At 64.1% G+C, this 26,740-nt stretch carries 20 protein-coding genes and 1 tRNA gene; 11 read left to right on the top strand and 10 right to left on the bottom strand.

Annotation, left to right across the window (positions count from 1 at the left end; genetic code table 11):
• Nucleotides 1-180: 180 nt before the first annotated feature.
• Both prmC and ACPPVV_RS04395 read right to left on the bottom strand, forming a co-directional pair.
• On the bottom strand, nucleotides 181-1,005 hold the full coding sequence (gene prmC / locus ACPPVV_RS04400) for a peptide chain release factor N(5)-glutamine methyltransferase (protein WP_426702257.1): 825 nt from the start codon (nucleotides 1,003-1,005) through the stop codon (nucleotides 181-183).
• Entirely contained in the window at nucleotides 998-5,110 is a 4,113-nt protein-coding gene (locus ACPPVV_RS04395; RefSeq protein WP_426702256.1) for a hypothetical protein, read from the bottom strand. The genes prmC and ACPPVV_RS04395 overlap by 8 nt, the downstream gene beginning before the upstream one ends.
• A 186-nt stretch (nucleotides 5,111-5,296) precedes the next feature.
• Here ACPPVV_RS04395 and ACPPVV_RS04390 point away from each other — a divergent pair, with 186 nt between their 5' ends.
• The 3 genes from ACPPVV_RS04390 to ACPPVV_RS04380 all read left to right on the top strand — a co-directional run bounded on the left by ACPPVV_RS04390 (nucleotide 5,297) and on the right by ACPPVV_RS04380 (nucleotide 8,975).
• A complete protein-coding gene (locus ACPPVV_RS04390; RefSeq protein ID WP_426702255.1) occupies nucleotides 5,297-6,220 on the top strand; it encodes an alpha/beta hydrolase in 924 nt (307 codons plus the stop codon).
• 322 nt (nucleotides 6,221-6,542) lie between these two features.
• On the top strand, nucleotides 6,543-8,111 hold the full coding sequence (locus tag ACPPVV_RS04385; RefSeq protein WP_426702254.1) for an N-acyl-D-amino-acid deacylase family protein: 1,569 nt from the start codon (nucleotides 6,543-6,545) through the stop codon (nucleotides 8,109-8,111).
• A 327-nt stretch (nucleotides 8,112-8,438) separates the two neighbouring features.
• A complete protein-coding gene (locus tag ACPPVV_RS04380; RefSeq protein WP_426702253.1) occupies nucleotides 8,439-8,975 on the top strand; it encodes a carboxymuconolactone decarboxylase family protein in 537 nt (178 codons plus the stop codon).
• Nucleotides 8,976-9,092: 117 nt separating this feature from the next.
• Here the strand turns inward: ACPPVV_RS04380 and ACPPVV_RS04375 are convergent, their stop codons facing one another.
• The gene (locus ACPPVV_RS04375) at nucleotides 9,093-10,049 is read right to left on the bottom strand and encodes an AraC family transcriptional regulator (protein WP_426702252.1); all 957 of its coding nucleotides are present in this window, start codon (nucleotides 10,047-10,049) and stop codon (nucleotides 9,093-9,095) included.
• Between the two features lie 198 nt (nucleotides 10,050-10,247).
• On the opposite strand from ACPPVV_RS04375, the gene ACPPVV_RS04370 reads away from it, so the two are divergent.
• Both ACPPVV_RS04370 and ACPPVV_RS04365 read left to right on the top strand, forming a co-directional pair.
• Complete coding sequence (locus tag ACPPVV_RS04370) at nucleotides 10,248-10,742, top strand: YkgB family protein (RefSeq protein ID WP_426702251.1); 495 nt, start codon at nucleotides 10,248-10,250, stop codon at nucleotides 10,740-10,742.
• Nucleotides 10,743-10,813: 71 nt separating this feature from the next.
• Nucleotides 10,814-11,398, top strand: coding sequence for a hypothetical protein (locus ACPPVV_RS04365; RefSeq protein WP_426702250.1), 585 nt, complete (start codon nucleotides 10,814-10,816; stop codon nucleotides 11,396-11,398).
• A 102-nt stretch (nucleotides 11,399-11,500) separates the two neighbouring features.
• Here the strand turns inward: ACPPVV_RS04365 and ACPPVV_RS04360 are convergent, their stop codons facing one another.
• Both ACPPVV_RS04360 and ACPPVV_RS04355 read right to left on the bottom strand, forming a co-directional pair.
• Nucleotides 11,501-14,164: a M1 family metallopeptidase gene (locus tag ACPPVV_RS04360; RefSeq protein WP_426703165.1), complete on the bottom strand. Its 2,664-nt coding sequence runs from the start codon at nucleotides 14,162-14,164 to the stop codon at nucleotides 11,501-11,503.
• A 136-nt stretch (nucleotides 14,165-14,300) separates the two neighbouring features.
• On the bottom strand, nucleotides 14,301-16,979 hold the full coding sequence (locus ACPPVV_RS04355; protein WP_426702249.1) for a M1 family metallopeptidase: 2,679 nt from the start codon (nucleotides 16,977-16,979) through the stop codon (nucleotides 14,301-14,303).
• A 265-nt stretch (nucleotides 16,980-17,244) separates the two neighbouring features.
• Between ACPPVV_RS04355 and ACPPVV_RS04350 the strand changes: the two genes are divergently transcribed.
• On the top strand, nucleotides 17,245-18,222 hold the full coding sequence (locus ACPPVV_RS04350) for a LysR substrate-binding domain-containing protein (protein ID WP_426702248.1): 978 nt from the start codon (nucleotides 17,245-17,247) through the stop codon (nucleotides 18,220-18,222).
• A 65-nt stretch (nucleotides 18,223-18,287) separates the two neighbouring features.
• Here the strand turns inward: ACPPVV_RS04350 and ACPPVV_RS04345 are convergent, their stop codons facing one another.
• The gene (locus ACPPVV_RS04345) at nucleotides 18,288-19,802 is read right to left on the bottom strand and encodes an FAD-dependent monooxygenase (protein WP_426702247.1); all 1,515 of its coding nucleotides are present in this window, start codon (nucleotides 19,800-19,802) and stop codon (nucleotides 18,288-18,290) included.
• 380 nt (nucleotides 19,803-20,182) lie between these two features.
• Here ACPPVV_RS04345 and ACPPVV_RS04340 point away from each other — a divergent pair, with 380 nt between their 5' ends.
• Both ACPPVV_RS04340 and ACPPVV_RS04335 read left to right on the top strand, forming a co-directional pair.
• Nucleotides 20,183-20,782: a hypothetical protein gene (locus ACPPVV_RS04340; protein WP_426702246.1), complete on the top strand. Its 600-nt coding sequence runs from the start codon at nucleotides 20,183-20,185 to the stop codon at nucleotides 20,780-20,782.
• A 156-nt stretch (nucleotides 20,783-20,938) separates the two neighbouring features.
• Complete coding sequence (locus tag ACPPVV_RS04335) at nucleotides 20,939-21,733, top strand: methyltransferase domain-containing protein (RefSeq protein ID WP_426702245.1); 795 nt, start codon at nucleotides 20,939-20,941, stop codon at nucleotides 21,731-21,733.
• A 47-nt stretch (nucleotides 21,734-21,780) separates the two neighbouring features.
• Here ACPPVV_RS04335 and ACPPVV_RS04330 read toward each other — a convergent pair whose 3' ends face one another.
• Both ACPPVV_RS04330 and ACPPVV_RS04325 read right to left on the bottom strand, forming a co-directional pair.
• The gene (locus tag ACPPVV_RS04330; protein ID WP_426702244.1) at nucleotides 21,781-22,299 is read right to left on the bottom strand and encodes an adenine phosphoribosyltransferase; all 519 of its coding nucleotides are present in this window, start codon (nucleotides 22,297-22,299) and stop codon (nucleotides 21,781-21,783) included.
• A gap of 46 nt (nucleotides 22,300-22,345) precedes the next feature.
• Nucleotides 22,346-22,615, bottom strand: a complete 270-nt coding sequence (locus ACPPVV_RS04325) for a DUF2007 domain-containing protein (RefSeq protein ID WP_426702243.1) — start codon at nucleotides 22,613-22,615, stop codon at nucleotides 22,346-22,348.
• Nucleotides 22,616-22,740: 125 nt separating this feature from the next.
• Between ACPPVV_RS04325 and ACPPVV_RS04320 the strand changes: the two genes are divergently transcribed.
• The 3 genes from ACPPVV_RS04320 to ACPPVV_RS04310 are packed head-to-tail and all read left to right on the top strand — an operon-like array spanning nucleotide 22,741 to nucleotide 25,784.
• Nucleotides 22,741-24,501: a glutamine--tRNA ligase/YqeY domain fusion protein gene (locus tag ACPPVV_RS04320; RefSeq protein WP_426702242.1), complete on the top strand. Its 1,761-nt coding sequence runs from the start codon at nucleotides 22,741-22,743 to the stop codon at nucleotides 24,499-24,501.
• Nucleotides 24,502-24,513: 12 nt separating this feature from the next.
• Nucleotides 24,514-25,071, top strand: a complete 558-nt coding sequence (locus ACPPVV_RS04315; RefSeq protein WP_426702241.1) for a nucleoside deaminase — start codon at nucleotides 24,514-24,516, stop codon at nucleotides 25,069-25,071.
• Nucleotides 25,068-25,784, top strand: a complete 717-nt coding sequence (locus ACPPVV_RS04310; RefSeq protein WP_426702240.1) for a TVP38/TMEM64 family protein — start codon at nucleotides 25,068-25,070, stop codon at nucleotides 25,782-25,784. Before ACPPVV_RS04315 ends, ACPPVV_RS04310 begins: the two co-directional genes overlap by 4 nt.
• A gap of 90 nt (nucleotides 25,785-25,874) precedes the next feature.
• Here the strand turns inward: ACPPVV_RS04310 and ACPPVV_RS04305 are convergent.
• Nucleotides 25,875-25,950 (bottom strand) — tRNA-Lys (locus tag ACPPVV_RS04305).
• Between the two features lie 74 nt (nucleotides 25,951-26,024).
• Nucleotides 26,025-26,711: a 7-cyano-7-deazaguanine synthase QueC gene (gene queC, locus ACPPVV_RS04300; protein ID WP_426702239.1), complete on the bottom strand. Its 687-nt coding sequence runs from the start codon at nucleotides 26,709-26,711 to the stop codon at nucleotides 26,025-26,027.
• Between the last annotated feature and the right edge of the window lie 29 nt (nucleotides 26,712-26,740).

Here is a 26,740-nt window from a genome sequence, read left to right as displayed (position 1 = left end):
AGGCCAGACTCGCATCCAGTCAAAGCTGCTTTGCGAATGAAACTGCATGCGCATGCGTCCTCATCTGGCAAGGAACCGTCAGGCGCGGCAACGGATTCGAGCCCGCATGCGCGTTCGACCGGCGGATCCAGCTTAGTCCTCCGACTGCTGCCGCACTACCTGCGCCAGAGGGGGCGGCGATCAGCGGCAACAGCCACCACTGATCCGGTCGCGCCCTTCCAGATCCCTTGCCGTGAAGACCTCGGCATAGCCCGCGTCGACCAGCAACGCACGCGCGGCGTCACCCTGGTTCCATCCATGCTCGAACAGCAACCAACCGTCCGCACGCAGGTGGACGTGGGCCTCGCGCACGATGCGCCGGATGTCATCGAGTCCATCGCGCCCCGACGCAAGCGCACCGGACGGTTCGAAGCGCAGGTCACCCTGTGCCAGGTGCGGATCGGCGGCCTCGATGTAGGGCGGATTGGAAACGATCAGATCGAACAACTGCCCGGCCAGCGGTGTCAGCCAGTCGCCATGCAGGAAGGCGACGTTGCCGATGGCATGCCGTTGCGCATTGCGTTGCGCGACGGCGAGCGCCGCGGCGCTCGCATCGGTGGCGATGACGTTTGCCCGCGGGCGCTCGCTCGCGATCGCCAACGCGATGGCGCCGCTGCCGGTACCCAGATCCGCCACGCTGCACACCGCATTCAGCGGCAGACGTTGCAGCGCCAGCTCCACCAGCAACTCGGTTTCCGGGCGCGGGATCAACGTGGCCGGCGTCACCTCCAGGTCCAGCGACCAGAACCCACGCCGCCCCGTGATATACGCGACCGGCTCGCCGGCCGCGCGACGTTCGAGCAGGCTGGCGTAGGCCTTCTGGACGTCCCTATCCAGCACATCATCGGCATGCGTGAAAAGCCAGCTTCGCGGCTTCTGCACGACGTGCAACAACAGCAGCTCGGCATCGACGCGTTCGCCGAGCTGGTCGGTGGCATGGGCCAGCATGCTGCGCAGGTCAGGCATCGCGCGGCGGCTCCGTCATCGGCGGCAGCTGCGGCGGCACCACGCCAGGTTTCGGCTCGCGCCTGCGCCAGTAGCCACCGCGCGTCCATGCGTCGAAGCCCCAGCGCAACCAACCGATCAGCGCGTTGGCCAGCCACAGCGCCCACGCCAACATGGCGATCTTGTAGACCCATAGCGAGACGCTGAATACGCCACCGCTCGGCAATGCACTGCTGCTCTGATCAGCGAACCAGCGCAGGCTCCACGCGCCGGAATCGTTGCCCGCCACATGCATGTCCGGCAGGCCGAGCAATCCCTTGGGCACTGCGGCAACCAGAACCAGCAAAGCCAATACGGTGAGCGCGGCGAGCCCGAACTGCAGCAGATTGAACCTCATTGCTCCCAACTGCTCCGATGGTGTGTGGCGTGCGCGCAAGCCCAGCAGGATCAGCCACAGCACCACCAGCGCGTAGGCGCTCCAGGCAAACGCGGAGAAGCCCAGCCCAAGCAGCAACCAGTGACGGAAACGCAGTGGCGTCGGTGCATAACGGGCCAGCAGCCAGGCGGCGAGCAACAGCACGACCAGTTGCGACCAATACAGCACGGCCGGCCCGGTGGTCGGCCCCCATGTCCACACCACCCAGCGATCCTGCGGCAATTGCAGGTTGAGGCTGATGTTCGCCATCGGCGCATGCAGCGCAAAGACCGGCGTACGCGTCTGCATCGCGACGCCATGTGGCTCACGCAACCGTAGCGTGTAATCGTGCTCGCCCGGCAGCAGCGGCAGGCCGAGCTTGCCGTCGCGCACGGCGAGGTTGACAGGCTCGCCGTCGCGATGCGCGTCGAGCAGCTCGGCCCCGGCAGGCAGGTTGATGGCATGCTCGCCACCCCGCGTGCTGCGCGCGTGCAGGCTCAGGGTGGTTTCGCTGGCCCGCTCACCTGTGGCGCTGGTCAGCTGTACACCGTCGAATGCCAGGCTGTCGCCCGCTATCGCTGCCGGCTGGTCGAACGCCAGCTGGAGGGTTTCGCCCGGCAATGGCTGATACAGAAGACCCTCATCGCTGGCGCTGGTGGGAACGCCCTTGGCATCGACATGCCACATCGGCGCCGCATGGATTTCCCAGACTTCGGCACGCTCGCCGAGCGCCGGCGCCTTCAAGGCAAGCCGGGCGGCATGATCGAGGCGGCTGGTCCAACTCACCGTGTTGCTGTTCGCGTTGAAGGTGATGCCGATCCGGCCGTCCTTGACCAGCGTGTCATCGCCCTGTGGATGCTCACCGGGCAGCAGCGGCAACGTGGTACTGAAACCACCCTGCTGCGGGGCGATGCGTTCGGCCACGTTCTGCACCGTCCAGTCGAGGCCAAGCACCAGGCTGCGGGTCAGCCGCACATAGGGTGGGAAATTCTGGACGGCCGGCAGGCTCTTGCCGTCGCTCGCGGTGCGCACGCGATGCAACGCAATGCTGTCGCCCAGCGCTCGCCCATCGTCGACGCCGTCGAGCGACCAACCTTGGCCGCTGAACGTGACACGCTGCGGCCGCTGCGCGAAACGCAAGCTCGCGCTGTCGGTAGCGGCGATGCGGTAGTGCAAGCTGACCCGGTGCACGCCGCGGTCCAGCCGCACCAGCAGCTGGCCGGCATTCCTGGTGAGCGGCGCATCGGCATGACCGTCCACCGCAACAGCCAGCAGCTGCATCGCGTCATCGGCTTGTGGCAACGGCATCGCCACCGGTGCGCCCACGTGCGCGTCCAGCTCGACATCCAGCGCATCGCCCGTGACCTGTAGCTGCGCCTGCGCGAGATCGGCACAGTCCGGCGCGCATTTCGGCGCTTCGGTCAGGCGGGTACGCAACTGATCAAGCAAAGGCTGGCTTGGCAGGTCTTGCGCACGCACGCCGTGTGGCAACAGCGCGAGAGCGAGCAGCGCAGCGCCCACCACGCTGCGGCCGCGCCATTCCGGCCAGCGACCGCGCAGCGGCAGCAGCAGGATCGATACCAGCCTGGCCAGCAAGGCGGCCAGCAGCAGAACCATCGCCACGCGAAGCGACCGCACCAGCCACGCCGGCGCAATCACCAGCCGGGTGCTCTGGTCCACGGTTACCGGTCCGGACCAGCCCAATCGATAATTGTTGCCCTGGTTCCAGCGCGGCATGCCGGCACCGGCCTGGATGATGCTGCGGGTGTCGACCTGGCTGTTCGCATGGCCCGCAGCCGTCGGCGCTGCGGAAAGGGCGTTCGACGACATCGCATCGCTGACCTCCATCTCGGAGGGTGGCGCGGGTGGCGCGGGCGGAGGCGCGACCTGCTGGATGATTTTGGGTGGCGGCTGGTTCGGTGCGGGCGCATAACCTTGGCGCTCCGGCACCGGCTCGTTGAAAGCCACCTGCACCACGCGCTCACGGCTGCCTCCTTCGAGTTGCGGATGCAGCGCGTATTCCAGTTGCCTTGCGGTGAATGGCAACGTCCACAATACGGCGAGCGCGAACACGGCCATCGCGCCAATGCGCCCGGTCGAGCGAAGGCGCCCTTCCGGCAAGGCGCGCAACAGCAACGCGAGCGCCAAGGTCACCGCCAGTGTCCACAGCGGCGCCGCATTTTCGTGCTGCGCGAGCGCGAGATAGCCGGCCGCCAGCAACGCCCACGGCCAGCCGAGTAGCCGCCCGGCCAGCAGCGCGATCAATGCGAGCACGAACAGGTCGAGCAGGCTCCACTGACCCACCCAGGAATCGGGCGAACGATCCACGCCAGCCGCACCGAGCAGCCGGTAGCCGGAGGGCAGATGCAGGGTGGCATCGATGCCTTCCAGTGGCACCTGCCAGCCGGAACTCGGGATCGCGCCCGCATGCGTGGGTAGCCGCAAGCCCGCGTTGAGGGCGAGGTTCCGGTCGCGCAGTTCGACACCGCTGGCGCCGTGTTCGCCCTGGGTGACCAGCAACGGATCCCCCGCCTGGCTGGCGCGCTGCAATTGCCATGGCGCAGCCACATCCAGCCGCTGGTGATGACGCAGTTCGCCGCTCAGCGTGTCGGCGACGCTGAGGCCATGGCCGTCGAAGTCCAGCCACATCTGTCGCTGCAGGTGCAGTTGATCGCCCTGCCCGCCTTCGTCGCCGCGCGTGCCCTGCTCGATCGCCAGGCCGGTGCTGTCGTCCAGCACAAAGGCAGGCAACTCGTTCCAATCGCCTGGCACGCCGGCCTGCGCAGCATCGGTGGGCTGGCCTTCGACGCGCGTGTTGCGCAGGTCGGTGTCGTCGGCATAGCTCCAGATTTCCTGCCTTGGCCACGGTGCCGCCGGCAGCTTCAGCGCTACCTTGCCCAGGGCCGCGACGCTGCGCGCGGCCAGCGTGACAGTCCATTGTCCCGGCCGCAGTTGCACACGCAGCCGGCCGTCGTTCTCCAGTCGCGCCGGCAGATCGCCGGACAGGGCGGTGGCGACGAACCCGGCTGGCAGCACCGGCCCGAGCAGCTGTTCGCGTGCGCTGCCGGTGACGTTGAATTGCAACCGCGTCTGCAGCGTGGCCGGCAGGCCGTCTTCGAGGCGGCGATAGACGCGCAACGACAACGCATCGGCGGCGCGCTGCGCCGCGGCCGCTTCGCCCAGGGTAAGTTGGTCGCCATTGCGCTCGACCCGGGTAACCGCCGCGCCATCGACACTCAGCGTGATCAGTCCGATGGTGGCCGGCACGCGCAGGCGCGCGGGGCGCGTCGTCCACGGCAACGTGCCGCTCAACTGATAATCGCCTGGCATCAACCACAGCATCGGCTGGCCGGCTCGCTGCAGCACGGTAGCGGCCTGCTTGTTGGCGCTGACCTGCTGAGGCCAGTTTCTGTCGTCGCCCGGCAAGGCCACCCAGCTTGGCGTATCCACATGCACGTCCAGACCGAAACGACCGCCGTCCGCACCGGCATCGAGCATCAGGCGACCGGGCCATGCGCACTGACGGTTGCCGGCATCGGGCATCTGGTTGGCCAGGAACGGGCAATCGTGCTGCGGTTCGTCGTGCAATACCCAGCCCTGCCAGTCGCGCAGCGGCGGCGGCACGTCCTGCGCCATCAACGGCATGGCGAGCAGCAGCCACAGCAGACCCAACCATACGAGACCCGGCAACCCTGGCGATCGACGAAGCATGCTTTTCTCCCTGTGTGCCTGCTGGCCGGCACAGTGTAGGTGGAACACGGCAGGCATACAGCGACAGCTGCATCCTGTGGCGACAACGGCGCGTATCTACGTGCAGCGGCGCCCTCCCTTCATGCAACGCAGCCAGCGGTGCAAAGGGGTCAAAGTCCGCACATCGATTCCCGCACAGGAACAGGCATGCCCCCGCAAACCACCCGCCCCACCCACCGCCGCACCCTGCTCGCCACGCTTCTGCTGCTACTCGGCAGCGGCCTGCTCAGCGGTTGCCAGGCGATACTGTTCCGCAGCCTCAACGGCACCTCTGGCAAGTCTGATGTCGTGGTGCAGCACGACGTGCCATTCGATCCGGTGCGGCAGCTATCGCTGGACGTCTACCGCCCGCGCGACGCACGCAACGCACCCGTGGTGGTGTTCTTCTACGGCGGCAGCTGGAAATCCGGCAAGCGCCAGTGGTATCGCTGGGCCGGCGAGGCGCTGGCCCGGCGCGGCCTGGTGGTGGTGATCCCCGACTATCGCCAGTGGCCGAAAGTACGCCTGGACGGCTTCATGCAGGACGCCGCACACGCCGTGGCGTGGACGCATGCCCATGCCGGCGAGTACGGCGGCGACCCGTCCACGCTGTTCGTGATGGGCCACTCCGCCGGCGCGCATATCGGCGCATTGCTGGCCACCGATGGGCACTGGCTCGCCAGTGTCGGCATGCAACCGCGCCAGCTGGCTGGTTTCATCGGCCTGGCCGGCCCGTACGATTTCCTGCCGCTGAAGAATCCCGATTTCATCGACATGTTCGGCAGCACGCACGCAGCCCAACTGCGCTCGCAGCCGGTGCACTACGTCGATGGCGATGAGCCGCCGATGCTACTGATGCAGGGCACCACCGACAAAGTGGTGTGGCCGCGCAACGCGACCTCCCTGGCCGCGGCACTGCAGCGCGAAGGTGAACCAGTCGAACTCAAGCTGTATCCGGACATCGGCCACAGCGCGATCCTGCTGGCGCTGTCGCGACCGTTCCGCGGCAAGGCACCGGTACTCGACGACAGCGTGCGCTTCATCCGGCAACATGCCGGACATATAACGAGAGCGCGCGAGGATATCCACTGAACGCTGTCGACTCACCGCTATCCGCGATGGCTTGCGGATGCATTTCGAGAAGTACCACAAGATGGGACCGGCGCATGAGGGACTGGTGTATGGTCGACGGACATCGGCGGCGTTATCGTCTTTCACGTGCATGACACAGGATGTTCGATGCGCGAAGCTGCCATGAACCATGGATGCTTTTGTAGTCATTGGTGACATCGACGCAAGGGTCATTATGCACTCGGTAGTTCGCTTGATTTTCGTTGCCGCGCTCGGCTTGGTGGGATGGGAAGTTCAGGCCGCATCCGTCCCCTCGTATGACCTCGTCATACGCAACGGCCAGGTGTTTGACGGGACCGGGTCGCCCGGATACTCCGCCGACATCGCGATCAGCGGCGGCCGCATTGCCGCGATCGGTCGGCTCGGCCATGTCGACGCGGCGCAGACCATCGATGCGCATGGCATGGCGGTCACGCCCGGCTTCATCGACATGCTCGACCAGTCGGGCCGCGCGCTGCTGGTGGACGGCCATGCGCCGTCGAAGATTTTCCAGGGCGTCACTACGCTGATCACCGGCGAAGGCGAGTCGGTCGCGCCGCTCAACGACAACATCATCAACGAAGAAGGTTCGCATACCAAGCCAGACTGGCGAACGCTGGGCGAGTATTTCCAGCGCCTGCAAGGACAGGGTATCGCGGTGAACTTCGGCACCTACGTCGGCGCCGCCACAGCGCGCGCCATGGTGATTGGCTACGGCGACCGCAAGCCCACGCCGGACGAGCTCAAGCAGATGCAGGCGATCATCGCGGACGCGATGCGCGACGGTGCGTTTGGCGTATCCACGGCACTGCAATATCCGCCGGCCACCTACAGCACGACACCGGAATTGATCGCGCTGGCGAAGACGGCGGCGAGCTACGGGGGCATGTATGCCACGCACATGCGCAGCGAAGGCGACGCGGAAATGGCGGCGCTCGACGAGGTCTTCGACATCGCGCGCACGGCGCACATCCCGGTTGAAATCTTCCACCTCAAGGTGGCCGGCCATCGGAACTGGGGCAGCATGCCGAAGGTGATCGCGAAGATCGACGCGGCACGTGCCAAGGGTCTGGACGTAAGCGCCGACACCTATGCGTATACCGCCTGGGGCAACGACCTCGCTTCGTTCATTCCACCATGGGCGCACGCCGGCGGTACCGCCAAGCTGCTCGCGCGGCTCGGCGATCCGCAAACGCGCGCGCGGATCGAGAAGGACATGCGGACGCCTTCGGACGCATGGAGCAACGACTGGCTGGAAGTCCCGGGCCCGCACGCGGTCGAAATCACTTCCGTGCGGGACCCCTCGCTCAAGAAACTCGAAGGGCGGCGGCTGGACGATATCGCCACAAGCTGGCACGAAAAGCCGATCGATGCACTGCTCGATATCTTGATCAAGGATCACGCCGCCACCGACGTCGCCGTCTTCGGCATGTCGCAGCCGGACGTCACGCTCGCACTCCAGCAGCCGTGGATGTCGATCTGCGACGATGCTTCAGCGCAGGCGCCCACCGGCCCGCTCGGCCAGGGCCACCCACACCCGCGTGCCTATGCCGCGTTTTCGCGCATCATCACGAAGTACGTGCGCGACGAACATGCTTTGACGCTGGCGGATGCGATACACAAGATGACGGCACTGCCCGCGAAACGCATGGGCCTCACGCAGCGTGGCACCATCAAGAAGGGCATGTGGGCCGACATCGCCATTTTCGATCCGGCCACGTTGCGCGCGCCCGCGACGTTCGAGGAACCTAAACAGCTTGCGGAAGGCATGTATTACGTACTGGTAAACGGCGTGCCGGTGATCGCAAACGGCAAGACGACACAGGCGCTGCCTGGCCAAGTGCTACATGGGCCTGGATTCCACAAGGGCTGATCGATCGTCGCGGGCATCGCGCAGCGATGTCGCTTCATCGACGACATGGAGCGGCCGCTCATCGACCGCCGGGCGACCGACCATGGAACGATCGGACCTCCGTTTGCTCGACGAGCTCCAGCGCATTGCTGCATCCACACATCCATCTCGTCAGAGATGACGGGCAACCGCTTCTCACCAAAGGCGTCGAGCTGTGGCCAGGCGTTGGGCCGCCATAAGCCCTGATTATCTTTGATACTATAAAGCATATTTTAGAGTATTAATGACATTAAAAAGATCATAACTTCTTCGTAAAGTACGCACACCAACTCAACGAAGGAGTCACCCATGTCCCGCATCCATACCCCCTCTCTGGAATCCGCCACCGGTGCCACTGCCGAGGTCTACGAGCAGATTCGCAAGGCCGTCGGAAGCGTTCCCAATACGTTCGCAGCGATCGGTGCGCTCGACCCCGCCGCGCTGAAAACCATTCTGCAAGCCGATGGCGTCCTGGCAGCAAGCGCATTGAGCAAGCAAGACCAGGAAACCATCAAATTGGTTGTCAGCGAAGTCGCAGGTTGCGATTACTGCGTGGCCGCACACAGCCTGCTCGGGAAGATGACCGGCCTGAAACCCGACGCGCTCAAGCAGATCCGCGCAGGCGAACCCACCGGCGATGAAAAGCGCGATGCATTGGTCCGCTTCGTCCGCAACCTGGTCAAGACCAGTGGCACGATCAGCGACAACGCATTCAACGAGATCAAGGCGGCTGGTTACACCGATGGACAATTGGTGGACATCAGCCTGGCCATTGCACTGACCGCCTTTACCAATATCTTCAACCGTATCAACGACACCGCGATCGACTTTCCGCCAGTCAAGTAATAGCGGCCCCGGGGCGCCACCGAGGTGGCGCCCATTTCATCGCGGTGGAACTGTTTCCCGCCACTGGAGCCCGAGGTGCATCCTTGTTGACGCAGCCCGGGTGCCGCGTGGATCCGTCTAGGTCTCGGTATCCGCCATGCGACGCCAACGCGCTGGCGTCAGTCCGATGTGGAGTTTAAAAGCTCGCTGGAACGCCGCCTCCGACTGATAACCGACCATGTCGGCCACAGCGCCCGTTGAGGCGGATGGTTTGCGAAGCTCGTTGGATGCCAACGTCATGCGTATGTCGGTCAACAAATCGCTGGCCGAACGCCCGAGCTTCTCCTGGAACAAGCGCACGAACGTCGCACGCGACATGTTGCAAAGACTTGCGAGCAAAGGAAGCGTCCATGGATGGCCTGGATCATGAAACATCGCCTCCAGTGCAGGGGCCAGGCGTGGATAGCCTGCCAGAGTAAGCAATCCGGCCGGCGCCTCACCCGACTCGCTGGCAAACCGCAACGTCAGTGCAAATAACGCCGTCGACAACGCGTCCAGCATCGCGCGGCCGCCAAGACTGTCGACTCCCGATTCCTGACGCATGAGCGCCAGCAAGCCGGCCAGATCCGCCCCGGTTTCGGGCTTGGCTGCGGTCCCGTGCTCGCCAGACGATCGCACGACCGATCGCGTCGGCAAATAGCCGCGCAACAAACGGGCGTGAACGGGGGTGAACATGAATCGGCCGCACAGCAGATCCAGCCGATCACCCTCACCCGCGTTCTCGCTGAAGATCAGATTCGCTGCCGTCCGATTGCGAGCGGGATAGGGGCGCGCACCGCTTCCATCGTGCAGCGAATGGGCTCCGCCGTCGGCCAGCAGCAGAATGTCGCCCGCAGCGATGCGCTGCGCCGCCCCGCCGTCAGGATCCTCCAAGAGGGCAGAGCCACTTAACACGACGTGATACGGGATCTCGCCCGCCGCGGACGCATCCTGATCGATACGCCAAGGCGCTCCGTATTGGCAGCGCAAATCAAGCCTGCCGCGGACGGGCGTGATTTCCAGCAGGCGGCTTAGCCAGTCCAGCGTTGGGGACATAAGTCACTCAATGAGCTTAATTAGCATATTAATGATTATTAAAGACATTAACAGGCTCAGTAAACACTCGTAAAGTGCCACGTCCTCCAGCCAACCCGTGGAGGTCTCCCGTGCCACGTATCGAGACACCTCCGCTTGATCTTCGTCACTCCGTTCTTCTTCTCAATCACAACAACATTCAACTCGAGGTATCAGGTCATGAACTCACTCAGCACTGTTTTGGCAAAGTCCGGGCTTCTCAGCAAGGACCTCGACTACCACTTGCTTCGTACTTCCATGGTCATCATGTTTTTCTTCTTCGGTTACCAAAAGTGGTTTGCATACGAAGCGCAGACGCTTATCCCGTTCATCAGCAACGGTCCGCTCATCTCGTGGATGTACCCCGTGTTCGGCATCCGCGGTGCCAGCTGGTTCCTCGGCGTAGCGGAATGGACGTTTGGCGCGCTGATGCTGGCGGGTTTCTGGAGCAAGCGCCTGGGCATCCTCGGTGCGGGCGGCTCTGTCATCACCTTCGTCATGACCATCACCATCATTCCCTTCATGCCGAACGGTTGGGATGCAGCGGCCGGCGGTTTCCCTGCCATGGTCGGCAATGTCCCCTTCCTCATGAAGGACGTCGTGCTGCTGGCGGTATCGATCTATCTGTTGAAGCAGGATGTCCTACGGACCATGTCGCTCACCAACGACGCCTAAGTATCGCTGCGCGAGCGACGACAAAGAGGACGAAGGCCCGCCCTGCTTTTCAAAGTGCATGGCCAACCGCGATGACGGACAGCCCGGTTATGCTTCTGACATGGCATCGGGCTGTCGAAAAACGTATCGTCCGCGCATCCACTTCCAGGCCCCACTCCATGGCGATGCAGAAGCCGTTCCCTCACGCAAGCTTCCTGAGCCATCTGGGACAGCTGATGGCATCTCCGCCTGATGAAGCAGACGCAGACCTGCCCAGCCTGCTTTCAGGCACACCGATCCTCTTCGATACGAACGGCATCCCTACCCGTGCCGCCGATCACCTGCACCAACTGCTGACGGCAAAGCAGGCCGTTTTGCAGGCGGCGTTCGATACCGAAGTGGCTGCCGATGAACTGCGGCGCTACCAGAAATTCGCAAAGCCTGGCCAGCCGTCGCCGCATATCGTGCAGCTGCGGCAGAAACAGGCTGCCGCCCGGCATACGTCCAGTCAATCGCGACAGCGCTTCATCCAGGCGGCCGCGTCATTCGTGAAGGAAGCCGACATCAAGGTATCCCCGCACCTTGCACTCGAGGCGTTCATCAACTCATGGATCGAAGCCAACGTGCCAAGGGATGCAGTTCCCGATACCGGCAAGCCACACGCTGGCTCCGGATAGCCGGCAGCTAAACACTATCGTCGCCGTGCAAAAAGCCCCGCATCAGCGGGGCTTTTTGTGGGCAGCTTGACGCGGTCGTATCCAAAGTTTTGCCGTCTGCCCTCAGCGCAGAATCGCTGCGGGGTTCTGCTTCGCCTTCAACGCACTGCACAGCTGGATCGATTCGCCGATCTGCGCCAGCCCGCGCGCGATGGCGGGTGAATCATTGAGCCGCGACTTGAAGAACGATTGCAGACGTTCGGCTTCCGGCTGCGAACAACCGTCAAGTGCGGCCAGCCGGGGCAGGAAGTTGCCGAGCGCGCCGCCCATGTGCGCCAGCAACTGGGGATAGTGCGCGGTGAACCAGTGCCAAGCCGCGTCGCGCTCATCGGCGGTATCGCGATGGCCCATCTGCAGGGTGAACATCTCGCCGGCATCGATGCGTTTGTCGAACCCGATATTGCGCACTTGCTCGGCCAGCGCCCCGGTCGCCCTGGACAGCCCGTAGATGAGAGCCTTGTGCATCGCCGGATCGCGGGTGTCATAAAGCATGGCGGTCATCGTTGCCAGCGCGCTCTTGCCGTGCTCCTGCAACGCCACGCCGAGTGCGTCGCCGAGCAACGCGCGGTCCATGCCGAACATGTCCGGATGGTCGCCGCGCTTCGCATCGAGCACGGCATCGCCCTGCCTGAGCAATACCGTGCGCACTTCCGGCAGCCTGACATCGAACGCCAGGTTGGCGACCAGTACATTGCGAAATATCGCATCGTTTTCGGATTCACCCGCCTTGCGCTGATAACCGAGTCGCTCCAACCGCGGCAGGTATGCGTCCTTCACCCAGTTGGCAAGTACGTTGCGCTGAGCGTCGTTGGTCGCCAGATTGCGATATATCCAGCCGATCTGGGCCAGCGGAGCCATGGCCACTTCACGAATGTCCGAGGCAGCCAGTGGTTTCAGTGCTGACAGCACGTCGCCTGCATCGATGTCGCCGTGGCGGAAGCTTGCATCGATCGCATCGGCGTAAACGAGCTGCTCGGTATCGCTGAGTTTGCCCACTTGCGCCGTCAATGCCGCCAGATCACGGCTGGTCAGTCCGAAGCGATAGTAGCCACTGGCATTCGCATTCGGCATCACCCAGGTAGGGTTGCTGGCGCCCTCCAGCACGATCGCGTCGGTGGACTTGTCAAACATCCGGCAGTTCACCTTGCTGCCGTCGGTCGTGCCGTAGCGCACGCACACCGGCACGCCCCATGTCTGCTTGCTGTCACCGCTGCTGCCGACCGGCAGGTAGCGGCTCTGGCTGAGGTTGAGCACGGTCTTGCCGTTCTCTTGCGCAAGCGACGCCTGCACGTACGGCACACCGGGCTTGTCGAGGAAGCTGTTGAACGCACGCTTGAACGATTCACCTGCACCAGCGGCCTGCGCAATCGACGAGACCAGGTCATCGGCCACTGCATTGCCGAACTTGTACTTCTGGATATACGCGCGCATGCCTTTCTGGAAAACCTTCTCCCCGACATAGTTCTCAAACATGCCGACGACACTGGCACCCTTCTGGTACGTGATGTCATCGAACGCGGTCAGGATGTCGCCATTGCCTTCGATCGGCTGGCGGATGCGGCGGGCGCTGGACAAGCTGTCATTGGCCATCGCGCCCTGCGCATTGCTCACACGCTCGAGGTCAGCGCGGTATTCCGGATGCACTTGCATCGTCACCTTCTGCTGCATCCAGGTGGTGAGAGCCTCGCTCAACCAGATATCGTTCCACCAGGCCATCGTCACCGTGTCACCAGTCCACTGGTGCGCCAACTCGTGCGCGGCGAGGTTGAACGATCCTCGCATGGCCTGTACCGATCGGTCTTTGTCTTCCGAGCCCACGTCACCGAGCACCACCAGTCCGGGGTTCTCCATGCCTCCATCGATGTCGAGCAGATCGAGCTTGTCCCACGGATAACCGAAACCGTAGTAGTCCTCCAGCGCATGAATGATGCTCGGGGTCTCGCTGAGCACGTGCCGCATGCGGTAAGCCTGGCCCGCGTAGTTCACGCTGCGTAGCGGAAGCGCCCGGGTGCGATAGGCGTTACCGGAAATGGCCGGCGCCACGGCGATATCCCACGGGCCCACGCCAAATGCCACCAGGTAGGTCGGCAGCGGCAGAGTCCGCGCGAATGTCAGTGTCTTCCAGCCTTTGGCGGCTGGCACGTTTTCCAACTGTCGCGTGTTGGCAACAGCAATCAGTCCGGTCGGTATGGTCAGACGGATATCGAACGGCGTCTTGAAACCCGGCTCATCGAAACCGGGAAACACCAGACGCGCGCTGAGCGACTCCATCTGGGTGAGGGTATAGGGACTGCCTGATTCGATGACCTTGTAGAGGCCTTCGTAATCCTCGTTGTAGCTTGCGCTGTAGTCGATCGTCACGGTCAGCCGCTGCGCCGGCAGCACACTGCCGAAGTCGATCCGCGCCACACCTTGCTCGGGTGCAACAGCCATGTATTTTCCCGCGCGCACCTTGCCGGCATTGTCGGTAATGACGACGCTGGCGACGCTGAGCGATTTCGCATTCAGCCAGAGATGGTCGGAGGCTTTCTCCAGTTTCAAGGTAATCGCGGCGGTGCCGGAAAATCCCTTCTGTGCGGGATCCACCTTGAAGGCGAGCCGATAGGACTCCGGCACGGCCCATCGCGGCAATTGACCCAGCGGCACGACGTCCTTGTCAGTGGCGACGGCCATGGCAGCAAAGCCAGCCAGGATCATGAACACAAGCCCGCAGGCAAGACGTTGCACAGACTGCATAGCGAATTCCTTTCCTGCCAGTAGAGCGGGTGACGGCGTCGACAGACAGAGTACGCCCGCACGGGGAAAAAATAATGCCGGGCGATTCGCATCACCCGGCATTATTTTTTCTAGAGGCTTCGACGAATCAGCGAATCGCTGCCGGGTCCTGCTTTGCCTTCAGTGCACTGCACAGCTGGATCGATTCGCTGGTCTGCGCCAGGCCGCGGTCGATGCCGGCGGCATCCTTGCCGCGGGTCTTGAAGAACGTCGTCAGACGATCCCCCTCGGCGACGGAGCAGCTGCCGCCAGCAGCCAGCGCCGGCAAACGGCCGCCGGAGAAGCTGCCGGTGCGATCGAGGATCTGCTGGTAGTGCGCGGTGAACCACTGCCACATCGCGTCACGCTGGGCCGTGGTGTCGCGACCGCCGCGTAGCAGCGAACCCATCTCGCCGACCTTGACCGGCTTGGTCAATGCGAAGTTGCGCACCTGTTCGGTCAAGGCCGGATCTTCCACGCTGGCCAGGCCGCCGAGGATGCCGTTGCGCAGTGCGGGGTCGCTGGTCTTCGGCAGTTCGGCGATCAACGCATCGACCGCGCTCTTGCCGTGTTCCTGCACCGCCACGCCCAGTGCGTCGCCGAGCAGGTCCGGATCGGCCGCGGCCAGGTTCAGATGGCCATCCGCCGTCGGCTTGAGTGCCGCGTCACCCTGCTTGAGCAAGGCCGCGCGCACTTCCGGCAGCTTGAAGTCGAACGCCAGCGCGTTGGCCAAAGTGCTGCGCATCAGTGAATCGTCTTCGGATTCGCCTGCCTTGCGCTGATACCCCAATTGCTCCAGTCGCGGCAGATACGCCGCCTTTGCCCAAGCAGCCAGACGCGCGCGCTGAGCATCGGTAGCGGCGATACGGTGGTAGATGCCGCTTGCGGTGCCCAATGGCACGATGGCCACTTCGCGGATCTTCGAGCCGGTCAGCGGCTTCAGCGCAGCCAGCACGTTGCCGGCATCGATATCGCCATGACTGAAGCTGGCGTTGATCGCATCGGCGTAGGCCAGCTGCTCGGCGTCGCTGAGCTTGCCGACCTGCTTGATGAGGTTGTCCAGTTCACTCTTGTCGAGGCTGAAGCGGTAGTAGCCGCTGGCGTTCGCGTTCGGCATTACCCAGGTCGGCTTGCTGGCGTCGGCCAGCACCATCGAACCGGTGGTCTTGTCGAGCATTTCGCAGCTGACCTTGCTGCTACCGGCCGTGCCGTAACGCACGCACACCGGCACGCCCCAGATGCGCTGCGCGTCGCCGGTGCTGCCGACCGGCAGGTAGCGGCTCTGGGTCAGTTGCAATACGGTCTTGCCGTCTTTCTGTTCCAGCTTCGTCGCCACGTACGGCACGCCGGACTGGTCGAGGAAACTCTTGAAAGCGTGCTTGAACGCGTCGCCCTTGCCTGCTGCGGTGGCGATCGCGGAGACCAGGTCATCGGCGGTGGCGTTGCCGTATTTCTGGCTCTGGATATACGCACGCATGCCTTTCTGGAAGGTCTTCTCGCCCACATAGTTTTCAAACATGCCGATCACCGCGGCACCCTTCTGATAGGTGATGCCGTCGAACGCGGTCATGATGTCGCCGTTGCCGGTGATCGGCTGGCGAATGCTGCGCGCACTGACCAGGCTGTCGTTGTTCATCGCACCCTGCCCGCCGCGAACGCGGTCGAGGTCGGCGCGGTATTCCGGATGCACTTCCATGGTGACCTTCTGCTGCATCCACGTGGCGAACGCCTCGTTGAGCCAGATGTCGTTCCACCACTCGGTGGTCACCGTGTCGCCGGTCCACTGGTGCGCCAGTTCGTGCGCGGTGACGTTGAACGAGCCCTGCACGTTGCGCGCCGGGGAATCCTTGTCGAGCAGCAGCAGCCAGTCGCGGAACGTCACCAGACCCGGGTTTTCCATCGCGCCGGCTTCAAAATCCGGTGCCGCCAGCAGGTCGAGCTTGCCGAACGGATAGCCGAAGCCGTAGTAGTTCTCCAGCGCGTGGATGATGCTCGGCGTTTCACCCAGCACGTGCTTCATGCGATGCCCTTCGCCAGCGGCGGCGACACCGCGCAACTTCAGCGGCTTGGCGCGATAGGCGTCGGGCGAGATGTCCGGGCCGGCCACGATATCCCACGGGCCCACGGCAAACGCCACCAGGTAGGTCGGCAGCGGCAACGTCTGCGCAAACGTCACCGTCTTCCAGCCCTTGCCGGCCGACGCCTCTTTCACCTGCTGGGTGTTCGCCACGACATTCTCGCTGTCGGGCACGGTGATGCTGAGGTCGAACGGGGTCTTGAAGCCGGGTTCGTCGAAGCCCGGGAACGCGAAGCGCGCGCTGATCGGTTCCATCTGGGTCATCGCATACGGCTTGCCCTTGGCGGTGACCTTGTACAGGCCCTGCAGCTGCTCATTCAATGGCGCGGTGTATTCGAACTTCAAGGTCAGGTCCTGCGCCTTGAGCGTGCTGCCGAAATCCACCCGCGATACGCCGGCCTTCGGCTCCACGGCCACGTACTTGCCGTCGTGCACCTTGCCGGCCGCGTCGGTGACGGTCACCTTCGACACCTTCAGCGCTGCGCCGTCCAGCCACAGGTGATCGGAGGCCTGGGTCAGCTTGACCTTGATCGTGGTGGTGCCAGAAAAATCCTGCTGCGCCGGATCCACCTTGAACGCCAGCTGGTACGACTGCGGCACCACCCATTCCGGCAACCGGCCTTGCGGCGCCTGGTCGGTGGTGGCGGCAAAAGCAGCGCCGCAGCAAGCGGCGAGCGCGGTGAGCAGGAGGGGACGGACGACTCGGCGCATGGTGATTTCCCTGGGCAATAAACAAGAATCCCCACGCTAGGGCGGTCATGACCTTCGACACAGTGCCAGAAGGCATGCATAACCAGCTGTCTGGATTGCCTGGCGGGATTGGGCTCGGGAAACCACGCGGCAGAATGTACCGACGCGGGAACCGGATGCCCTTCCGGCAATCCGCCGCCGTTGAAAATATGAGTCCCGCGTATCATTCAAATTGATTGCCGTCCTCGTTATCATAGACACGATCTATCACCTGACCGGCGACGACATGAACCTTCGCGATCTCCAGTACCTAGTTGCCCTTGCCGAGCATCGGCACTTCGGGCGCGCCGCCGAGGCCTGCTTCGTCAGCCAGCCGACCCTGTCCACCCAGATCAAGAAACTGGAGGACGAGCTCGGCGTGCCCTTGGTCGAACGCACGCCGCGCAAGGTGCTGCTGACCGAAGTGGGCCGTGACATCGCGACCCGCGCACGCGACGTGCTCAATGAAGTCGAGCAGATTCGTGGTGTCGCCCGGCGCATGCTGGACCCGGAATCGGGCACCGTGCGACTGGGTATTTTCCCCACGCTGGGCCCTTACCTGCTGCCGCACGCGCTACCGCTGGTGCGCGCCGCGTTTCCCAAGCTGGAACTGCTGCTGGTGGAAGAGAAGACCGAGGCCGTGCTTCGTCTTCTGCGCGAAGGCAAGCTCGATGCCGGCGTGCTCGCCCTGCCCCTGCACGAAGACAGCCTGTACAGCGAGTTCCTGTTCGAAGAGCCCTTCTTGCTGGCCGTATCGGCCGAGCATCCGCTGGCGCACAAGCAGGGCCAGCTGAAACTGGCCGACCTGGCCAACCAGAACCTGTTGCTGCTGGAAGACGGCCATTGCCTGCGCGACCAGGCGCTGGAGGTTTGCCACATGGCCGGTGCCGGCGAACGCAGCGGGTTCCGCGCCACCAGCCTGGAGACGCTGCGGCAGATGGTGGCGGCGAACGTGGGCATCACCCTGCTGCCGGTCACCGCCGTAAAGCCGCCGGTGGCGCCGGTGGAGAACCTGCACCTGATCGAGTTCAAGGGGCATCCGCCGAGCCGGCGCATCGCCATGGTATGGCGCAAGAGTTCGGCAATGGACGGATTCCTGCGACGGCTGGCCGAGGTGTTCCGGCAACTTCCAGCCGACCTGCTCGACGCGCACACCGCCGCCACGCCGGTTTCGACACCGGCATCGGCGCCTGCGTCCGCACCGCGCAAATCCGTGCGTCGATGACGGACGCACCGGTCCGCATGCACCTATGGAGTTTCCTCGCGGAATGACCCCGAAGTGCCGAGGCGCTAGACCACGGCGGGCGGTCCGAACCAGGTGGCAAGCGCGTCCGTCAGCCCCTCTTGGGCCTGGTCCCCGACCCAGGCCACGTACCCGTCGGGCCGGACCAGCACGGCAGCGGGAGCCGTGACCGCGCCGAGTGCCGGGAGCTCCCACACCCCCGCGTATCCGGCGGCGATCAACTGAACCCGATCGGCCCACGACGCGATGTCGAAGCAGCCGGGCTCGCCGAGGTTGAGCAGCACCGGCCGGGCATCGTGCAGCAAGGAAAACACCCGCAACGGACCGTTGGCGGTGACCAGGTCGACGTCGGGCATGCGACGCCCGAGCAGCGGATGTCCCTCGCCGAAATCGTAGTGAATATCCAGCCCGGACATCATCGCGGCGAACTGTTTGCGCGGCTCGTCCATGCGCAGTAGCTCGGACATGACGTCGCGCAAGGCGTTGGTACGGTCATCCGTGCGCAGCAGCACGACCTGCGCCATCGTGTTGCGCAGCACGCGGGCAGCCACCGGGTGACGCTCGGCGTGGTAGGTATCCAGCAAGCTCTCCGGCGATGTCCGCTTGACCACCTGGGCCAGCTTCCATCCCAGGTTCACCGCATCCTGCATGCCGGTATTCAGGCCCTGCCCACCCACCGGGGAATGCACATGCGCGGCGTCGCCGGCCAGCAGTACCCGCCTGTCGCGGTAGGCCGCGGCCTGCCGGGTCGTGTCGGTGAATCTGGAAATCCATGTGGAACGGTGGACCCCGTAATCGGTCCCGCATACGGCGATGAGTGCTGCGCTGAGATCATGCAGTGTCGGTTCGCCGTTGGACCCGACGTGCTGTTCGGGCACCATGACCCGGATCGGCCCTTCATCCTTGTAGATCACCTCGCCGTTGCGGATTTCGTACTCCAGCCTGCCGAACGAGTGGACGCCGAGGGCCGTGCGGTGAATGCCCAATACCGGTGTCCCGGTCATCTCGACCTCGGCGATCAAACTGCTCATCGTCGGATCGAAGCCGGGGAACTCGATACCGGCCAGCTTGCGGATCGCGCTGCGTCCCCCATCACAACCGACGAGATACTCCGCTCGCAGCACATTGCCGTCCGATAGAACGACGTCGGCGCCGGTGTCATCCTGCACGAAGCCCGTCACCTCGCGTTCGCGGTAGATCGTCACCGCCAGCTCGTCGACCCAGCCAGCCAGGATGCGCTCGATATGGTTCTGCCACAGACCGAGCCCATAAGGATGCCTCGTGGGAAAGTCGCTGATGTCCAAACGGACCGAAGCAAAACCGCCAACCTGGGCGACTTGTCCCTCCGAAAGAAATCTCTCGGCGACCCCACGCTGATCGAGAACCTCGATCGTGCGCGACTGCAGACCGCCCGCTCGCGAGCCAATGAGTTCCGGGCTCGCACGCCGTTCGACCATGGCGACGTCCACACCCGCCAATTTCAACTCGGCCGCCAGCATCAGTCCTGTCGGCCCGGCACCCACGATCACCACGGCATGCTGTCTGGTTGTTTCTTTCTGCATTTGTGGCCTCGTGTCGTGTGAGTGAGGCCGGCATTAAGCCGTACGATCCGGGGCTTGCCGCAAGCCCGCGGTGGTATAAAATACTGAAACGGGGAGTGACGGATTATTCGAACGGGTTTCAACCCACCGTCGACGAACAAGCTCCTGGCAACGCCACGTCGCACGGAGTCTTCACCGCTTCAGCAAGGGCGTAGCAAATGTCGCAGAGGTTCGTCGCGGCGATGCTCAATGGCTGACGGCAAACAACGTCGCCACCATTCGAATCGGATTCGATGGCTGCATCCACGGTTTTGCGATGACGGCTAACTCAAGGCGCAACCGTTGATCGAAGACACCGACACCGAACATGGCGACGTCCCTGCGGAGGAGGTGGCCTGAGCATGCGCCAGCTCCTGCTTGTTGCCGCGCTGCTGCTGTTGCTGCTCGGGGCGATGATGCACTGGCGCCATCGTCCGTTGCATGCGGTGCCGGGCGTACTGGCAGCCAACGTGCCCGAACAGGTCGACCTCGATCACGGCAACCAACTGCAACGTGGCAACGTCACCCTGGCCACCCGCGCCCATTTCGACCTGACTGCGCGCGTACTCTCGCGCAAGGATTACAGCTGGGGCGAGGACGCCGATCTGATTCCAATGGATCTCGTGCTCGGCTGGGGCCGCATGTCCGACAGCGATGTGCTGTCGAAAATCGACATCAGCCAGTCCGCCCGCTTCTACCACTGGCAAGTGCAGCAATTTCCGATTCCGCGCCGCGAAATCGAAACCTCCAGCGCCAACATGCACATGATCCCCGCCGACGAAAGCGTGAAGCAGCAGCTCGCGCAGGTACGTCAGGGCCAGCTCGTCCACATCGAAGGTTTCCTGGTCGACGCCAGCCGTGCCGACGGCTGGCACTGGCACACTTCGATGACACGCGATGACACCGGCGCGGGTGCGTGCGAGCTGATCTACGTGGAAAGTCTGGACATCGTCACGCCATGAACGCCATCACGTCCCGACCCTGCATCTTGCCGGGACAAAGCCAGGAATCCTCGTTGCCAGGCTGGCAAAATCCCGCTGGCTGTCCATGGCGGGTATCTGCCGCTCGAATTCATCGTTCGATGGCATGGGACACCGTACGCGACTGTAGAGAAATCGATGACCGACTCTGACTATCTCCTCGAGAACCGCAAGACCGAAGCCGCCCAGCGTTTCATCGCGCTATCGGCGCTGTTCGATCCCGTCACCCTTCGGCAGTTCGACGCTTGCGGCATGGCTGCCGGATGGCGCTGCTGGGAAGTGGGTGCTGGTGGACCCGCACTGGTGCGCAGGATCGCGGAGCGTGTCGGACCGGCCGGGCATGTACTGGCGACCGACATCGACGACTCCTGGACAAAGGAGGCCGCGTCCCTGAATGTGGAAGTGCGAACCCATGACGTGGCGGGCGATTGTCCACCCGGCGAACTGTTCGATCTGGTGCATGCCCGGCTGGTCCTGGTCCACGTTCCGGAACGGGAACGGGCATTGCGCAACATGATCCGCGCACTGAAGCCCGGTGGCTGGCTGGTGATCGAGGATGCCGATCCCGCGCTCCAGCCGTTGAGCTGCATAGATGCGTACGGTCCCGAACAGGAACTGGCCAACAGGATCAGGCAGGGGTTCAGGACGCTGTTGTCCAGCCGCGGAGCGGACCTTTCGTTCGGTCGAAAATTGCCACGAATGTTTCGTGCGGCCGGTATGGTGGACGTTGCCGCCGAAGCTTATTTCCCGATCGCCCTGCCGGAGTGCGCACCGCTGGAAGTCGCCACGATAAAGATGATCCGGAGCGACCTGCTGGGCAACGGCATAGCCACCGAATGCGAAATCGAACAACACCTCGAGAACGTCCGAACCGGCGTGCTGGATCTGTCCCAGCCACCCATGATTTCCGTACGCGGCCGCAAACTGCCGTAGCAAGCGACATCATGGCAATGGCTGGCTTGGGCCGCGACCGGCAAGCCTCAGTAACGCAGCAGGCTATGCAGCATCTGCGCACTCGGCCAGCGATCGCGCCCATGCAAACCCGTCAGCTCGATCACGACAGCCGCACCGGCGAGCTCGCCGCCGAGTTTCGCGATCAGGCTGCAGGCTGCCACCAGGGTACCTCCGGTGGCCAGCACGTCATCGACGAGCAATACGCGCTCGCCAGGCTTGACCGCGTCACGTTGCGCTTCCAGGCGATCGCTGCCGTATTCCAGTTGGTAGTCCACCGTTACCAGCGGCGGCGGCAGCTTGCCGGGCTTGCGCAGCGGCACGAAACCGGTGTGCAGCTTCTGCGCCAACGCCGCGCCGAAGATGAAGCCGCGCGCCTCGATACCGCACACGGCCTGCACGCCGCTGCCCTGCCAGGGCTCGGCCAGCGCATCGATGCAGCGGGCGAAACCGCCGGCGTCGGCCAGCAGTGGAGTGACATCGCGGAACATCACGCCGGGGCTGGGGAAATCGGGTATGGCACGAATCAGCGCGGCAAAGTCTTGCATGCAACACCCATGTAGGAAGCGATCGTCGGCGCCGTGGACGGAAGGTTCAACAGGGCACGATCAACGGATCGTCGGGCAGCTCGTTGATCGCCTGTCGCGCTTCGGCGAGCTGCGCCTGCACCGCGTCCACGATACCGCTGGCCACCGCCAGGCTCGATTCGGGCACCATCACGGCGATGTAATCCATCGCCGGGAGCTGCCCGACGGCGCCGGTGAGGTATTCCCCGGCGATGAAGGCCGGAATGCCCTCGGCTTCGAGCGCATCCTTGACCAGATGGGCATCGAACAGGTTTTCGGCGCGATAGACGATGTGCATGACCCGCACGCTAACCCGCCCGGACGCCCGGAAGCAAGGCAGCGCGGGGTGGCGGCCACGCTGCGCCCGATCGCGGCGACAGGGTAAACTTGCATGTTTCCGCCACCGTTTGCGAGCTCAGCCCGATGCCGACCGACCATCCCGCCGTTGCACCCGCTCATCCGACGGTCACCGCGCATCAGGATTTCATCCGACAGATCGTGCGCGATGACCTGGCCGCGGGCAGGCAGGTGGCGATTCACACCCGCTTTCCGCCGGAACCCAATGGTTACCTGCACATCGGCCACGCCAAGGCGATCTGCCTGAGCTTCGGCATCGCCGCCGAATTCAACGGCTGGTGCAACCTGCGCCTGGACGACACCAACCCGGGCAAGGAAGACCCCGAGTTCGTCGAGGGCATCAAGGACGACGTGCGCTGGCTCGGCTTCGAATGGCATGCGCTGCGCCACGCGTCGGATTATTTTGAGGTGTTCTACCGCGCCGCCTGCAAGCTGATCGAAGACGGCGTGGCCTACGTGGACGACCTCAACGCCGAGGAAATGCGCGAGTACCGTGGCACGCTGACCGCCGCCGGCCGCAACTCGCCACATCGCGAGCGTGGCGTGGAAGAAAACCTCGACCTGTTCCGCCGCATGCGCGCGGGCGAATTTGCCGACGGCAGCAAGACGTTGCGCGCGAAGATCGACATGAGCTCGGGCAACATCAACCTGCGTGACCCGGCGATCTATCGCATCCGCAAGGTCACCCACCAGAACACCGGCGACGCGTGGCCGATCTACCCGATGTACGACTACGCGCATTGCCTGTCCGATGCGCTGGAAGGCATTACGCATTCGTTGTGCACGCTGGAGTTCGAGGATCACCGCCCGCTCTACGACTGGTTCGTCGACAAGGTCGACCTGCCGAACCATCCCGAGCTGTGGCAGCCGCTGCTCGACGCCGGCCTGCCGACGGCGCCGGCCAAGCCGCGACAGATCGAGTTCTCGCGGCTCAACCTCAGTTACTGCATCACCAGCAAGCGCAAGCTGGCGCAGCTGGTCAACGAACACCATGTCGACGGCTGGGACGACCCGCGCATGAACACGCTGCGCGGCCTGCGTCGGCGCGGCTTCACCGCGGCCGGCCTGCGCCTGTTGATCGACCGCGTGGGCGTGAGCAAGCAGAACAGCGTGATCGACTACGCCGTGCTGGAAGGTTGCATCCGCGAGGATCTGGACGCCAGCGCCGCCCGCCGCATGGCCGTGCTCGAACCGCTGAAACTGGTGCTGACCAACCTGCCCGAAGGCCACGAGGAAACGCTGACCTTCCCCAACCATCCCAAGGATGAAAGCTTCGGCACGCGCGAGGTACCGTTCTCGCGCGAGTTGTGGATCGAACGCGAGGATTTCGCCGAAGTGCCGCCAAAGGGCTTTCATCGCCTGAAGCCCGAGGGCGAGGTACGCCTGCGCGGCGTCGGCATCATCAAGTGCGAAGAACTGATCAAGGACGCCGACGGCAACGTGATCGAACTGCACGGCACACTCGATCCGGAAACGCGCCATGGCCTGCCCGGTGCCGACCGCAAGGTGAAGGGCACCATTCATTGGGTCAGTGCAAAGCACGCGGTGGCCACCGAGGTGCGCATCTACGACCGCCAGTTCAACGTGCCGGCGCCGGATAACGAGGAAGACGGCAAGAGCTGGCTCGATCACGTCAATCCCGAGGCCAAGCGTGTGGTGCAAGCCTGGCTGGAGCCCGCTGCCGCCCGGGTCGATCCCGAGCAGCGTTTCCAGTTCGAGCGACTGGGTTACTTCGTGGCCGACCGAATCGACCATCGCGCCGATGCACCGGTGTTCAACCGCACGGTCACCCTGCGCGATGTGTGGGCGAAGCCGGCCGGCCAGTAAGCGGAGAAACCCATGCTGCCCCTGCAGATCCACCTGACGCTGCCGCCCTGGATAGGTGAAGTCGCCGACGAAAGCCGGTTGTATCTCACCGACGAGGAACGTGTGGGCCTGGCGATCGAGCTGTCGCGGCACAACGTCGAACGCAGCCAGGGCGGTCCGTTCGGCGCGGCGGTGTTCAACGAGGCGGGCCGATTGATCTCGGTCGGCGTCAATCGCGTGGTGCCGCAGACCTGCTCGGTGGCGCACGCGGAGATGATGGCCTACATGATCGCGCAACAGCGCCTCGCAGCGTTCCGGATCAACGAACAGGGCGGCCGCTATATCCTGGCCAGCAGCGCGCAACCCTGCTGCCAGTGCTACGGCGCCACGATCTGGGCCGGCATCGACGAGTTGCTGATCGGCGCCCGCTCCGAAGATGTCGAGGAATTGACCGAATTCGACGAAGGCCCCCTCCCGGCCGACTGGATCGGCGAACTGGAGCGACGCAACATCACCGTCAGACGCGACATCCTGCGCGAGCAGGCGCGCCACGTGCTGTCCGCCTACGGCGCCAGCGGCACGTCGTATTGAGTCGCTGGCGCGCCGCCCTGCCGCTGATCCTGCTGGTACTCGCCGGCATCGTACTGTTCGCCTCCGGTTCGCTCGACCAGCTGACGCCGCAGCAGCTGGTGGCGCATCAGGCCGAACTGCACGCGCAGATTGCCGAGCACCCGTGGCTTACCCGCCTGGCCTATATCGGACTGCTGACGCTCACCGTGGCCACCGGGATCCCGGGCACCATCGTGGTGATCCTGGCCGGCGGGTTCGCGTTCGGCGTGATCGACGCGACGCTGTGTTCGTCGGCCGGCCTGACCCTGGGCTCGCTGATCCTGTACCTCGCCAGCCGCTATGCATTCGGCTCCGGCAGCCGGCGGCCGCCGGTCATCGTGGCGCGGCTGCACCACGGTTTCGAGCGGCACCCGGTGAGCTACACGCTGTTCCTTCGGTTCGTGCCCGTCGTGCCATTCGGCGCGGTGACGATCGCGCTGGCCTGGCTGCGCTGTCCGCTGTGGCTTTTCCTCGGCGCCACCTGGCTCGGCGGAACCATTTCACTCATTTTCGAAACCTCGATCGGCGCCGGCCTGGGCGACGCCATGAGTCAGAGCGACAACTTCGGCATCGGCCTGTTCATGCATCGCGAGGTGCTGTTGCCGCTGGCCGCGTTTGCCCTGCTCGCCCTGTTGCCGTTACTCATCGAGCGCCTCACCCGACGCTACCGGCGGCCCGACAGGCACCCTGACTGATCCACCGGTGCCAACGGTGCCGTGGCCGCCAGGTCAGGTATGTATGTACCACCCATAAAAAAAGAGCGCCCGGTGGGCGCTCTGAAAGACTGGTGGGTCGTCCGGGATTCGAACCCGGGACCAATAGATTAAAAGTCTACTGCTCTACCAACTGAGCTAACGACCCATCATGGCAAAACTCAAGCCGACAATTTTACGGCCTGTGCGACAAGGGCACAAGCAAACGAACACCGTGATTGCTCAGACGTAGCGTGTGGGATCGGGCAGGCCCGCCTCGCGAAAGCCCTGGGCGCGCAGCCGGCAGGCGTCGCAGTGACCGCAGGCACGGCCATCCTCGTCCGCCTGGTAGCAGCTGACCGTGGCGGAGAAATCCACGCAAAGACGAGCGCCCTCGCGCGCGATATCGGCCTTGCTCATGCGCATCAATGGTGCGTGGACGCGAATGCCCGCGCCTTCGACACCGGCCTTGGTGGCGACGTTGGCCAGTATTTCGAATGCCTCGATGAAGGCGGGCCGGCAGTCGGGATAACCCGAATAGTCGACCGCGTTCACGCCGCACCAGATGTCGCTGGAGCCGAGTACCTCGGCCCAGCCCAGCGCGATCGACAGCATGATGGTATTGCGTGCCGGTACGTAGGTCACCGGAATATCGCCGCTGTCGACGGTATCGAGCGGCACGTCGATATCGGCGGTGAGGGCCGATCCACCGATGCTGCGCAGGTCGATGCCGACCGTCTTGTGTTCGACCGCGCCGAGCATGTGCGAAACCCGGTCGGACGCGGCCAATTCCGAATTGTGACGCTGGCCATAGGCGACGCTGAGTGCGTGCACCTGGTAGCCCTGCTCGCGGGCCAACGCGATGGTGACGGCCGAATCCATGCCACCGGAAACCAGCACGACGGCCTTGCGCAAGGTGTTTTGAATCATGGTTTTTCCCACTTGGTGTGGCCGGTCAC

It is taken from the genome of Rhodanobacter sp. Col0626 (assembly GCF_049994385.1).
Classification (GTDB): Bacteria; Pseudomonadota; Gammaproteobacteria; order Xanthomonadales; family Rhodanobacteraceae; genus Rhodanobacter.
The sequence above is the reverse complement of the archived record's forward strand: the minus strand, read 5'-3'. Positions and strand labels throughout refer to the sequence as shown.